The organism is Marinomonas posidonica IVIA-Po-181, assembly GCF_000214215.1.
GTDB lineage: Bacteria > Pseudomonadota > Gammaproteobacteria > Pseudomonadales > Marinomonadaceae > Marinomonas > Marinomonas posidonica.
Genome location: NC_015559.1, coordinates 3,177,809 through 3,189,997, shown reverse-complemented (window position 1 = coordinate 3,189,997; position 12,189 = coordinate 3,177,809). Strand labels below are relative to the sequence as shown.

The following is a 12,189-nucleotide window of genomic DNA, read 5'->3' as shown; positions in this document are numbered from 1 at the left end:
GACTCCTACTTTAAAGGTCACAACCATCTTTATGGCAGGTCTTGCAGCGCTTTTTACCGCCCACGAAAGCGGCAATAGGGTGACGATAACGGGCAAAGAATAGATAGGCTTTATCGGCAAAAAAACGCATCACGGGCCATCTTAATAATGTTAACCATTGGTGCTTATTGACCAGTTTCCACGCGCTACAAGTAACGTCTAAGCCTTTAATTATGCGCCCATCGTCGAGTTGACCGTGTAATACTTGATCTGCCGCAATGGGATCAATGTGTGGAAAGCGTTGCTGAAAGTCGTTGGCGTGTATGTCTTCTAAAATCAGCCGATTATTTGTGTCGAACTGAGCCAAACTTTTCATTTCGGCGGCACATAGAGGGCATTTGCCATCGTAGAATATGGTTAACATGTTATCTCCTTGCAAGGGAAGGCCGACCTATGTGGCCTTAAAACATGTTACGTAGGAAAGCAGACGTTAGATTAGTAACTTGGGTAAAAAACTAAGAGGTGTAAAACGCAGACAACCAATGTCAGCACAAATCGCATGGTCAAATACGGCGAATTTTCAGCATGAGTTTGCTTAGCGAAAGCGAATCTGGCTTCGCCCCAAAAGGTGCTGATGAAGCCTAGGAACAACAACGCAATCGATAAGACCTGAATGTCTAGCAGCAAAGAGAACCAAGCCGCGACAGCGACGACATTGCTGGAGATAAGTAGATACACGCTTAATGGGCTGGATTCACGATGAACGAATTGTCCCCACAGAGAACCGGACAAAAAACTTAAGATGATGGCCCCATAAGTAATGAACAGATATAGGCCCGAACGGTCAAAAAATGTTTGGTTCGTCCAGCTTAAATAGGTGGCAAACAAAAAGGGAACTAAGCCCATAGTGCCTAGGAAAAAAGTATAAGGTGAAGCAGAGACTCGCATCATTAAGACAGCCTTATCATATAAATGTGCAAATAAGGTGTATTTCTATACCATTGTGAGTTCAATTTCCAGTTATATGACTCATGCATTAAAGATTTTACATTCCTTTAATCGGCTTTACATCGGCATTGAGCGAATTACGGTCAAAGAGTACAATGGGCGGCTATTAACCTTCTTTGACACTCGCTCAATGCTTGGGTGTCTCTAATTAACGAATATTGCTTAAGGTGTGTTTAGAAATGCCAGCTAAAACGATGGATGAACTCGTCTCCCTTTGTAAACGTCGCGGATTTATTTTCCAAGGCAGTGAAATCTACGGTGGTATGCAGGGCGCTTACGATTACGGTCCGTTAGGTATTGAATTGAAAAACAACCTAAAAGCGGCCTGGTGGCGTTCTATGGTTTATGAACGCGATGACGTAGAAGGTTTGGATGCTGCCATTATCCAAAACAAACACGTCTACAAGTACTCGGGCCACGAAGACACTTTTACTGATCCTATGGTGGATTGCCATGAGTGTAAGTCACGCATGCGTGCCGACCACATGAAAGACATTAAAGTATGTGACAATTGTGGGTCTACAGAAGTGACTGAGCCGCGTGATTTCAACTTGATGTTCAAAACCAACGTCGGCCCTATGGTGAATGAAGAGTCTTATACTTACCTTCGTCCTGAAACTGCGCAAGGTATTTTTACCAACTTTAAAAACGTGGTGGATTCAACATCACGAGCTTTGCCATTTGGTATCGCGCAAATTGGTAAATCCTTCCGTAACGAAATTACCCCACGTAACTTCATCTTCCGTGTTCGTGAATTCGAACAAATGGAATTGGAATTTTTCTGTAAGCCAGGTGAAGATGAAAAATGGCACGAATTCTGGGTAGAAACCCGTAAGCAATGGTGGTTGGATCAAGGTCTAACAGAAGAGAATATTCAGTTTGAATATGTAACGGGTGATGACTTGGCTCACTATTCAAAATCGACTGTGGATATCTTGTACAAGTTTCCACATGGTTTTGAAGAGTTGGAAGGGGTTGCAAACCGTACGGACTATGACCTTGGCTCACACACTAAAGCACAAGAAGAGTTCGGCCTTTCTGCAAACGTGAAAAAGAATGAGCACTCGACAGCAAAATTAGCCGTACGTGATTTGGAAGCCAACAAGTGGGAAGTGCCTTTCTGCATCGAGCCTTCTGCCGGTCTAGATCGTGGTTTGTTGGCGGTGATGACTGAAGCCTACACAGAAGAAGAATTGGAAAACGGTTCGACGCGTACTGTGCTTAAATTTAAGCCGCACCTAGCGCCGATTAAAGTCGCTATTCTGCCACTGAAAAAGAACAAGCCTGAAATCGTCGCCTTGGCGAAAGAGCTGAAAAATAAGCTACAAAAACTGGGCTTGGGTCGTATCCTTTATGAAAACACAGGCAACGTTGGTAAAGGCTACCGTCGTCATGACGAAGTGGGTACGCCAATCTGTGTAACCGTAGACTTCGACTCAATCGAGAAAGAAGGCGCACCTGTGACGGTTCGTGACCGTGACACAATGGAGCAAGTTGTGGTGCCTGCTGCGGAATTACCTGCTTATGTGATCAACTACTTTATCAACCAAGACTAAATTAGTCGGTTCATAAAACGAAAGCAAAATGCCGTTACGATGTGAATTGTAACGGCATTTTTGTTTTTAAAAGGCGTGTTTCCACTCTGCGAGTGCTTTGATGTGGTTGGGGTTAATACCACAGCAGCCGCCGATGATGTTGGCGCCGAGGTGGTGCCACTTTTTGGCGAAGACGAGGTATTCTTCTGGTGATAGATCGCGGGAAGCTTGTGTCGTCAGGTTGGCTTCATGACCCTGTGATATGGGGGTGAAACTGTTCGCGTAAACGCCGATGTTAAGCTGTCTATGGTGTTTTTCTAACTGGCTGGTGGTATCGCGTATGGCTTGTTCCATCGCTTCGGGAATAGAGCAGTTAAAGAAAATGCCGTCATTCTCTTTTATTTGAATTGCTTGTTCTTGGTTCGTTGTTGTCAACATGGCGTCAATCGCCTCGGCGACGGATTCCCCGGAACGCAATCTGGCTGTTTCTCCTAGTTCATCGCTCAATGTGAAGGCGTAATAACAAGGTTTTGTTGAGTTTTTTAAAACATTGACTAGGGTATTGGCTTCTCCAATGCTGGCAATGGTTTCGGCAAGCCATAAGTCGACATGTTCATCTTGTGCTTCAAACAGTGTCGTTAAAATATCGAGAGCTTGCTGTTGTTCAAATAAATCTGGGCGATAAGAGCCAAGAGGTGGTGGCAGTGAGCCAGCGACGAGGACAGGATGAGGTGCGTTGTTTGCGGCATCTTTGGCAATGATGGCGGCTTGTCGCGCGAGCGTGGCCCCTTGTTGTTGGTAAAGTGTTTCGCCAAGATGAAAAGGCACACAGGCGTAACTGTTAACTGTGATTATGTCAGCGCCTGCTTGAATAAAATTCTCATGCACCTGAGTAACATAGTGAGGAGCCTCTATTAAAGATTGCGCGCTCCACAGTGGTTGTGAGAAGGGCGCGCCAATGCGCTTAAGTTCGCGGCCGATACCGCCATCTAGTAGGGTTAAATTATTCATTACTGTCTTTTACTGGCCTAAATTTTATTAGCGCCATTCAACCATAAAGACAGACGTAAGGTAATGAAACTTGGTCATGATTAAGATAATTTGAATCATCATTAAGGAAGGTACGAACAAGTCAACTGACGTTCAGCAGACTTATTCACACCTTTCTTAACCTTGAGGGACAAAATCCATTTATCAAGCTGAGTAGATTAAAACCTCGACACGGTTTACCAAGGTGATGCGATGCTCTCTTTTTTTAAGCTTGTTTTATCTCGCTTATGGCTTTAACACGAGCCAAGGCATTTCGACTAATCAGAGTATGGAAGGGAAGTATGGCCTTCAGATACAGTCGTCCTAAGAGGTTGTTAGGGTGAACCCAGGTCGCCAAAAAGAGATGGCCATCTAATGCCATAACTGAGACTCGAAAGTCCAAATGCTTGTCATTAAAGCCAGCAATCAGTTCCGTTGGTGTATCCGATTCAACGGGAAAAAAGCCAACCCTATCTTCCGCCTCAGGCCCTTCTTTTAACAGTCCAAATGGTGTGGTGACTATGTTTCGTATGCTCACCAGAAATCGAGCCCATCCTGGAAAGTCCGTTATGATGTTGGCGGCTTGACGAGGTGACATATGGGTTTCAACTGTGTAGCAGTCAATGAAATCCGTTAATGCCATTCGTTGATAGAGTGTACTTTGTAAGGGAAGATCTGTTGAAGTGACTGTTATCATCCTGCTTACCTATCTGTATTTGTTGGTGTAAAGCCTCTTGAAGACTTGTGTCGTCAAGAGGCTTTGTCTTTTCGTATGTGAGAAAATCCGTTTGCTCTGTAAATCAAATGCGCTCTAAATACTTTGTTAATCAAATACACTTTAAATTAAGTGAAAATGACACGCCATGCCTTGTTCTCGTAACGGGATAAGGGCTTGGTAAGCATCGCTGTGATACCAATTTCTCGCACTTTCTTTATCTGGAAACTCAATCACTGCTTTCAGCGGGTGTGGCCCGTCACCATGTAATATTTCAGTTTCTCCTTTGGCGACAAAATGACCATTAAAGGGGGAGAAGGTTTGCGCGGCAAGGGCGCTGTACTCTCCTAGCTTTTCTTTATTTATCGGGGTTAAGTCAACGATAACGTAACTGGGCATGCTGAATCTCCTGAATTATGTTTGTTGACACAGCTTAGGTTTGTAAATAATAGTAGACAATATCTATTAAATTAACTCGTTGTTTAAATATATGAACACTGTGAAGTTGGCCCCGTTATTATTGATTTTTGTCGAAGTGGCAAACAAACGTTCTTTTACCGCCGCGGCCAAAAAACTGGGCATGAGCAAATCGGCCATTAGCCAGCAGATCAAGCGTCTAGAAGAGTCGATAGGTCATCAGTTGTTGATCCGTAATACAAGGGGCGTTGTCTTGACGTCGGCGGGCGAAAGCTTATTGGCCCGCAGTGAGTTATTAAGCGAACAGTTGAGCATGACACTGACGGAACTGGACAGTGAAAGAGACCAGCCTAGTGGTCATTTTAAGGTGTCGGTGCCACCTTTTTTTGAAAAAGGCGTTGTCATTCCGGCCTTAAAACACTTGTGTTTGGAGTTTCCTAAATTAACCCCAGAAGTGGTGGTCACTGAGAAATGGCAGGACTTAATAGAACACAATTTGGATGCGGCTATTTTTGGCGGTGACATTAAAAACTGTGATTATCGCGCCTTATCCATTGGTGAGGTATCTGAGGTGTTCTGTGCCTCACCACGTTATCTGAAACAATATGGTGAAGTGACTTCCATCGAAAATCTGTCTGAGCATAAATACATAGCAACGGCTTGGCATCGTGAAAAGTTACAAATTTTTGCCAATGACTATAGCCATGAACAGCGCGTCGCAGTGCAATATAGCGCTAAGGTCAATACGTTAACGACAGCGTTAGAAACCGTGTTGAATGATATGGGGGTAGCCTTATTGCCAGAGTTTCTCGCACAGGCTCATCTGAATAAAGATGACCTAGTGAGAGTGTTGCCTGACCTAAGAGGCCGAAGCTGGCACTTTTATTTTTTGCATCAATACAAAGGAGAAAAACCGATTCATGTGACGCGTTTTTATCAGCTTTATCGTCACTACTTCAACAAAGGCATCACTGTCTTTCATTCTTCTGCCTGAGTCTTGATGAAACCTATTTTCTAAATTGGCTCTGATGATGTTCGTCATGAAACTGTCTTTTCGATGCCTTTAAATAGGGTTATATTTTGTTACTGGGAAAAGGATTAAATAAGGAGCCCCTAGATGAAATTGATGAAAAGTGCGTTGTTAGTGAGTTTGTTGTTGGGTTTAACGGCTTGTGTGTCCAAGATAGCTGTTCCTCAAGATATGCCCAAAGCAAGCTTTACCGTTACGGTCACCGGATTTATCAAAGACAATGATTTAACGAATTACGAATATGTTCGTATTGATATGAAGAATGCAGACGAAAGTTGGCAAGGTTATCAAATCATCAAACCTGATCAAACCAGATACGAGCTTGATATTCCCGCTGAGCAAGCATTAACAGCGACTGTAAATTTAATGCAAGGGGGAGGTAAAATTGAATTGTTCGGAAAAGGAGGCAGCTTTTCTGCTTCGTGCGGTTTAATCGTACCTTTGCAAGTTTCACCTGGTGATAAGGTGGACTTTGTCTTTAATCTTCAACATGAAAGCAATGAAGATAAGATAGCTGGCGCTGCGATCATTAGCGGTTGTGATTCTCAGCTGATGATTAACGATAAAGCGCCTCAAAAATTGGTCGGTGAAGCGACTTTCTCAGAAATTACATAGTAATTATGATAAAAAAAACAGGCTGTAGATCAGCCTGTTTTTTTTGTGTGTTAGAAAAGGCGATAGGGCAACGAATAAGGGAGTTAGTCGTTTGATTCAACTTGGAAAAATGACCACTAAGCATGTCGCCCAAGTGATTGACCTCAAGGTGCTGCCAGCACAACAGAAGTTTGTAGGGGCGATGATTGATATTTTGGCACTGTCCAATGCACAAGTGCGTCCTTACATTGTGTATGAGCAAGAGGTGATTGTTGGTTTTTTCCTGCTTGATACCGTATTCAACCAAACGCATGACTTTGCTGAAAATAAGGATCTTGGACTGAGGAAATTCTTTATTGATCAAGCGCATCAAGGAAAGGGGTTTGCTAGTCAGGCTTTACGCTGCCTGGATGAGCATCTCGAAGAGGAATATCCCCGATTCAAACGCCTATTTTTGACCGTAAATTGTTTAAATACAGTTGCCAAAGCTTGTTATGAAAAAGCGGGGTTTGAAGATACTCAAACCTTATACGAAGGCGGCCCATCAGGTCCTCAGCACATTATGGTAAAAGCACTTTGTCCTGAAAAAGGGTAGGTTCTGAACACAATGCGTTAAATACCCCTTGATAGAGTCTGCAATGCCAGTCGTGCCGTGTTAAGTAAGCTCTAAGGCGTATTGAATTGAACCGATAAGTAGAAAAGACTGTTTGTAATCTCTAGCTTCATATCCGAGCGGCACTCCATCACACTTTCAAAGAATCATGGTCATAGTGCTGGGAGTAGGTGCCTGTGTTTCGCTAATACCTTGTCGGGTTGAAATGGACTTTTTTTCTCATAGTGTGAATTAACTCACAAAATTGTCATAACCAGCTTGGCATCAAGATCGCTTGTCGCTATAATTCGTTTCGCTTTTCGGGCCTGTAGCTCAGTTGGTTAGAGCATCCGACTCATAATCGGCAGGTCCCCCGTTCAAGTCGGGGCAGGCCCACCATATAAAATAAGCCTCTAGAGTGTTAGTTAACGCTAACTTCTAGGGGCTTTTTATTGCCCGTGATTATGAAGCCAGTGCTGAGTTGAAAAACGGCTAATTGAGTGTGTTATTCATTAAAAAACCACCCTAGGGTGGTTTTTTAATGCTTGCTTATCAATTGTTGATTCGCGTCAGGCTTTTATTGGTCGCCGCTTGGCTTTTTAGGGCCGCCATTAGGTTTACGATTGCGTCTTGCAGGTGCCAAGGGTTTACTGCGTAAGCCTTGGCCTGGTGTCATATCCGCTTTTGGCGCGGATCGACCCTTTTTGTTAGCGGATTTACCGTGGTTCGCCTGATCATGTTGTGTTCTAGGCGGCTTTGGTTTTTTCGGCTTCTTAGGCTTGATTGGACGCATGTCTAAGGTGGTATCTGGCAACATGTGGTTAGGGAAAAAATCGTCTACATAACGGCGTTCAATCAGTTTTTGGGTCAGGCGTTCAATGGCTTTTAGCTGCTCAAGTTCGTCCGCAGAGACGAGTGAAATGGCTTGTCCTGTGGCATTAGCTCGGCCGGTTCGGCCGATACGGTGAACATAGTCTTCCGCCACATCGGGTAAATCAAAGTTAACCACGTGCGGTAATTCTTCGATATCAATGCCGCGTGCGGCAATGTCTGTTGCCACTAGGATGCGAATGCGGCCTTCTTTAAAGTCGGCAAGTGCACGAGTTCTGGCCCCTTGGCTCTTATTACCATGAATGGCACTGGCGCGAATGCCGGCGTCTTCAAGTTGCTTGGTGATTTTGTTAGCACCGTGTTTGGTTCGCGAAAACACTAAGGCTTGTTGCCATTGACCGTCAGCAATAAGATCAATTAATAAATCAATTTTTTGCTTCTTATCGACAGGGTGCAGCCATTGTTCAACGGATTTTGCGGTGGCGTTGCGCGGGGTGACCGAGATTTCTACTGGGTTGTTCACTAAACCTTTAGCAAGGTCACGGATTTCCGGTGAGAAAGTCGCTGAGAATAAAAGGTTCTGGCGTTTTTTCGGTAAAATGGCTAAGACTTTTTTAATGTCATGGATAAAGCCCATATCCAGCATGCGATCCGCTTCGTCGAGAATCAATACTTCCAGTTGATCGAACTTCAGAGCATTCTGGTTGTATAGATCCAACAAACGCCCTGGCGTTGCGATGAGTACATCGGCTCCGCGGCGCAATGCCATCATCTGTGGGTTGATTTTGACGCCCCCAAAGACAACGGTCGATTTTAGCGGTAGATGTTGACCGTAATTTTTCACGCTTTCGGCAACCTGTGCCGCGAGTTCGCGAGTTGGGGTTAATACCAAGGCACGTACTTGATTGCTTTTTGCTAATGGCCCAGCGCTTAGCTTTTCTAATAAAGGCAGGGTGAATCCGGCAGTTTTACCGGTACCGGTTTGTGCCGCTGCCATAACATCTTGACCTTCGAGAACGGCTGGGATGGCTTGCGCTTGAATAGGTGAAGGCTCTGTATAGCCTTGTTCTTCAATGGCTTTAAGAATAGGGGCGGACAAACCCAGTTTGGTGAAACTCATAGATGTACTCGTGTAATGACAAAGGCAGGTGTACAGATTGGCTGTACAAGATTTGCGCGAAGCTTACCCTATATTCTTCTGTGTCGCCATTAAAGATGACTTAAGTCGCTTTTTTTTAACCCTAAATTCGCTACCATGATGAACATTAGGTGACCTCAATGGTCGAGAGCTAAGAGGATAAAGAGATTGGATCAATTAAAGCGGGTAGTGATTGCAGGCGCTGGCATTGGCGGATTAACGGCGGCCTTGGCGTTAGCGAAGCAAGGGGTCGATGTAGTGGTGTGTGAGCAAGCCTCACAACTCGGTGAAGTGGGGGCAGGGCTGCAAGTTAGTCCAAACGCCAGTCGGGTGTTAATCAAGTTAGGCTTGGCAGACGCTTTAAAATCGAAAGTGTTTGAGCCAGATTACGCCAGTATTCGAGACTATCGTAGCGGTGAATACTATTTAAAAGCGCCACTGGGAAAAGGCGCAGAAATCCAATATCGAGCACCTTATTGGCATGTTCATCGAGCGGATTTGCACGCGATTCTGGCTGAAGCTTGTCAGGTTCATGGGGTCGACATTTTACTCAACGCGACTGTTTCAGGCTATCAACAAGAGCAAGCTGGGGTTGTGTTACAACTGCAGGATGGTCGTTCTGTTCAAGCTGATTTGCTAATTGGCGCAGATGGCATTCACTCCGCTGTTCGAACTCAACTGCTGGGGCCGGAAAAGCCAACCTTTATGGGGCAAGTAGCGTGGCGTGGCGTGATTCCTGTTGAGGCATTATCCGTTAACGTGAAGCCAGAAGCTTGTGTCTGGGCTGGGCCCGGTAAGCATCTGGTGACTTATTATTTACGTGGTGGTCAGGACGTTAATTTTGTAGCGGTGGAAGAAAGATCTGATTGGCGATCTGAGTCTTGGCGAGAAGAAGGTGATGTCGCCCAATTACGTCGTGCTTTTGCTGGTTGGCACTCCGATGTCACCGATTTGTTGGCCGCTGCGAAAAGTAGCTTCTTGTGGTCGTTGAATGGGCGTGCTGAATTGCCTACTTGGCATGATGAAGGTGTGGTGTTGTTAGGGGACGCTTGTCATCCTATGTTGCCTTTTATGGCGCAAGGTGCGGCCATGGCGATTGAAGATGCTTATGTGCTGGCTGATCAGCTAAGTCAAAATGCTGTGTCTACTGCGCTAATGAATTATGAAGCCATTCGTAAGCCACGAGCCACTAAAATTCAGCAAATGTCAGCCGCCAATGCAGGCTTGTATCACATGCACGGTGGCCTTTTCGGTAAAGCCAAATTAAAAGGCTTACAGATGGTAACCGCAGTGGCACCTAATTTGATTCAGTCAAAATTGGACTTTGTATTCGGTCATGATGTAACCCAAGGGTAGGATCATTAAGTTGACGTTCCATATACGTTTTTTGTGCTGTGCTTTTGTTTCTTTTTGCTATTTCGATTTAAATCATCTGCATGCGGTTTAACGATGGGCTTAGTGCTTTAGCATTCTTTACTATCGCGCCACTTTTAAAGCTCAAATGCCAGCTTGTTGGATATTTTCTCGTGTGGGGCTCAAGGCATTTTACTGTACGGTGCGCAAATCCTTTTAGCTTCCTCATTAGCTCAGGTGTCTCCACTGGTACTAGTGGGCCATGTGCAGTACTCTTGGTTGTTTGCTGTGATAGCCTTGCTGTCTATCTTAAATTGGTTGGCCGAAAGCGTAATTTACGCGCTTCCTTAGCCAAAAGTTGCTATGAAAGCCTGAGTATCTTTGATGAGATACGCAGGCTTTTTCGTTTGTGTCGAAATGGGCAAGTTCTTCTTGTGTCAGGTTCAGAAAAAAGGATGTCTCTTGAAACAAACAAGTCATTTTAAAGCCGAGTTGGTTTTGGTTTTGGTCACGATCGTGGCTGGATTAGGGTGGATTTTTTCAAAAGAAGCATTAGCCGGATTGCCACCGCTGTTTTTCATGGGGGTGCGCTTTTTAGTGGCTGGTTTTGTGTTGTTTCTAGCAGGACAAAAGTTCTTTCGAGGCTTAAGCTGGCAGGTGATCAGACAAGCCGGTTTGGTTGGCTTGGTGATGGGCATCACCATGATGTTTTGGGTGACTGGATTAGATCAAGGATCAAATTTAGGTGTTGGTGCCTTTATTACTAGCTTGGGTGTGGTGTTGGCCCCCTTGGTTGCTCGCTTTATGTTTGCTGAACGGCCACCAATGAGTATCTGGGTCGCTCTGCCTTTTGCGGTGGTTGGCTTGGGTTTTTTGGCTCTTAATGATGGTTTGAACTTTGAAGCGGCGCATTTCTATTTTTTAGGGGCGGCACTGGGGTCCGCCTTGCAATTGAATTTGTTATCGCGCTTTTCTGTGCGCATGCATGTTTTGGTCTTAACGGCCATTCAGTTGGTATTCGCTGGTGTGCTTTTACTGGTTTTATCCCTTTTATTTGAATCTCTTCCTCATTCTATCAGCATGAGTGTCGCTGGGTGGTTTTTGGCCAGTACCTTGATCGCCAGCAGTTTGCGGTTTTTATTACAAACTTACGGCATGAGTTTAACCCCAGTTAGTCACGCGGCGGTGATTATGAACTTGGAGCCGGTTTGGACGGCGATTTTTGCTGCCTTTTGGTTCAATGAAATCATGGGAGGTGGCCAGGTGTTTGGTTGTCTGTTGATTTTTGTAGCGATGTTGGTGAGTCGCTGGCCACAAATTCGTTCGATATTGCGTCGTTCCAGGTCCGCTTAATCTGGCAGAATCTGATCAATCACATTGTTGTAGAGTTGAATCATTTCTTGGCTGAGGGGGCGCTGTTGAAACTCCCAACGAGCCAACAAACCTTCGGTTAAGGTCACTAACATTTCGATGCGTGACGCCGCTTCGTTTGTGCTCAGGGTAGGCTGGCGAGTTTGCAGAATTTGAATTGCGTGCTGCTGTAGGCAGTTTTTAGAATCCTGACATATTTCAAAGACCACAGGATTACGAGCGGCTTCGGCTTGGATTTCTGCGTGCATCACACGGATTTTTTTCGTCTCTTCACTGTCGTCTAAGAAGTGTCGGTCTAGCCATTTTTCTTTATCCAGAAAAGATGACATGAATTGTAATTTTTTTTGTGTAGACTGCTCTACTAAGGCACGAATAATGTCGTCTTTGTGAGCAAAGTAGCGATAGATTTGGCCTACACTCAAACCTGCTGATTTTGCGATCTCGCTCATACTGGCTTTATGAAAGCCTTTAGTGAGCACATGCTGCTCTGTGGCATCAATAATGCACTGTATGCGTTGTTCTTTAAGACAGGGCTGTTTACTACTTCTCATTTATTTGCACGTTTAGGTCATGTATTTGGGATATGGCTTAGATTAT

The 12,189-nt window shown here is 44.8% G+C and carries 13 protein-coding genes and 1 tRNA gene; 7 read left to right on the top strand and 7 right to left on the bottom strand.

Annotated features, from left to right (window positions below; all coding sequences use genetic code 11):
- Positions 1-10 precede the first annotated feature (10 nt).
- Both MAR181_RS14670 and MAR181_RS14665 read right to left on the bottom strand, forming a co-directional pair.
- Positions 11-403 carry a thiol-disulfide oxidoreductase DCC family protein gene (locus MAR181_RS14670; RefSeq protein ID WP_013797381.1) on the bottom strand — a complete coding sequence of 131 codons (393 nt, stop codon included), beginning with the start codon at positions 401-403 and terminating at the stop codon, positions 11-13.
- A 71-nt stretch (positions 404-474) separates the two neighbouring features.
- Positions 475-930, bottom strand: a complete 456-nt coding sequence (locus MAR181_RS14665; RefSeq protein ID WP_013797380.1) for a DUF3429 domain-containing protein — start codon at positions 928-930, stop codon at positions 475-477.
- Between the two features lie 236 nt (positions 931-1,166).
- Between MAR181_RS14665 and MAR181_RS14660 the strand changes: the two genes are divergently transcribed.
- A complete protein-coding gene (locus MAR181_RS14660; RefSeq protein WP_013797379.1) occupies positions 1,167-2,543 on the top strand; it encodes a glycine--tRNA ligase in 1,377 nt (458 codons plus the stop codon).
- A 66-nt stretch (positions 2,544-2,609) separates the two neighbouring features.
- Here MAR181_RS14660 and MAR181_RS14655 read toward each other — a convergent pair whose 3' ends face one another.
- From MAR181_RS14655 to MAR181_RS14645, 3 genes are all read right to left on the bottom strand, one after another.
- Entirely contained in the window at positions 2,610-3,533 is a 924-nt protein-coding gene (locus MAR181_RS14655; RefSeq protein ID WP_013797378.1) for a homocysteine S-methyltransferase family protein, read from the bottom strand.
- A gap of 244 nt (positions 3,534-3,777) precedes the next feature.
- Positions 3,778-4,248 (bottom strand): DUF2867 domain-containing protein, encoded by a 471-nt coding sequence (locus tag MAR181_RS14650; RefSeq protein ID WP_013797377.1) that lies wholly within the window; start codon positions 4,246-4,248, stop codon positions 3,778-3,780.
- A 141-nt stretch (positions 4,249-4,389) separates the two neighbouring features.
- Positions 4,390-4,665: a DUF1330 domain-containing protein gene (locus MAR181_RS14645; RefSeq protein WP_013797376.1), complete on the bottom strand. Its 276-nt coding sequence runs from the start codon at positions 4,663-4,665 to the stop codon at positions 4,390-4,392.
- Positions 4,666-4,756: 91 nt separating this feature from the next.
- Between MAR181_RS14645 and MAR181_RS14640 the strand changes: the two genes are divergently transcribed.
- From MAR181_RS14640 to MAR181_RS14625, 4 genes are all read left to right on the top strand, one after another.
- Positions 4,757-5,677 (top strand): LysR family transcriptional regulator, encoded by a 921-nt coding sequence (locus MAR181_RS14640; protein ID WP_013797375.1) that lies wholly within the window; start codon positions 4,757-4,759, stop codon positions 5,675-5,677.
- 123 nt (positions 5,678-5,800) lie between these two features.
- Entirely contained in the window at positions 5,801-6,328 is a 528-nt protein-coding gene (locus tag MAR181_RS14635; RefSeq protein ID WP_013797374.1) for a hypothetical protein, read from the top strand.
- Between the two features lie 91 nt (positions 6,329-6,419).
- The gene (locus MAR181_RS14630) at positions 6,420-6,902 is read left to right on the top strand and encodes a GNAT family N-acetyltransferase (protein ID WP_013797373.1); all 483 of its coding nucleotides are present in this window, start codon (positions 6,420-6,422) and stop codon (positions 6,900-6,902) included.
- 319 nt (positions 6,903-7,221) lie between these two features.
- Positions 7,222-7,298 (top strand) — tRNA-Ile (locus MAR181_RS14625).
- Positions 7,299-7,476: 178 nt separating this feature from the next.
- On the opposite strand, the gene MAR181_RS14620 is transcribed toward MAR181_RS14625, so the two are convergent.
- The gene (locus MAR181_RS14620) at positions 7,477-8,850 is read right to left on the bottom strand and encodes a DEAD/DEAH box helicase (RefSeq protein WP_013797372.1); all 1,374 of its coding nucleotides are present in this window, start codon (positions 8,848-8,850) and stop codon (positions 7,477-7,479) included.
- A 186-nt stretch (positions 8,851-9,036) separates the two neighbouring features.
- Between MAR181_RS14620 and MAR181_RS14615 the strand changes: the two genes are divergently transcribed.
- Together MAR181_RS14615 and MAR181_RS14605 are read left to right on the top strand one after the other, a co-directional pair.
- A complete protein-coding gene (locus MAR181_RS14615) occupies positions 9,037-10,224 on the top strand; it encodes an FAD-dependent monooxygenase (RefSeq protein ID WP_013797371.1) in 1,188 nt (395 codons plus the stop codon).
- A 459-nt stretch (positions 10,225-10,683) separates the two neighbouring features.
- Positions 10,684-11,574 carry a DMT family transporter gene (locus tag MAR181_RS14605; protein WP_013797370.1) on the top strand — a complete coding sequence of 297 codons (891 nt, stop codon included), beginning with the start codon at positions 10,684-10,686 and terminating at the stop codon, positions 11,572-11,574.
- Here MAR181_RS14605 and MAR181_RS14600 read toward each other — a convergent pair.
- Entirely contained in the window at positions 11,571-12,143 is a 573-nt protein-coding gene (locus tag MAR181_RS14600) for a TetR/AcrR family transcriptional regulator (protein WP_013797369.1), read from the bottom strand. The genes MAR181_RS14605 and MAR181_RS14600 overlap by 4 nt on opposite strands.
- Between the last annotated feature and the right edge of the window lie 46 nt (positions 12,144-12,189).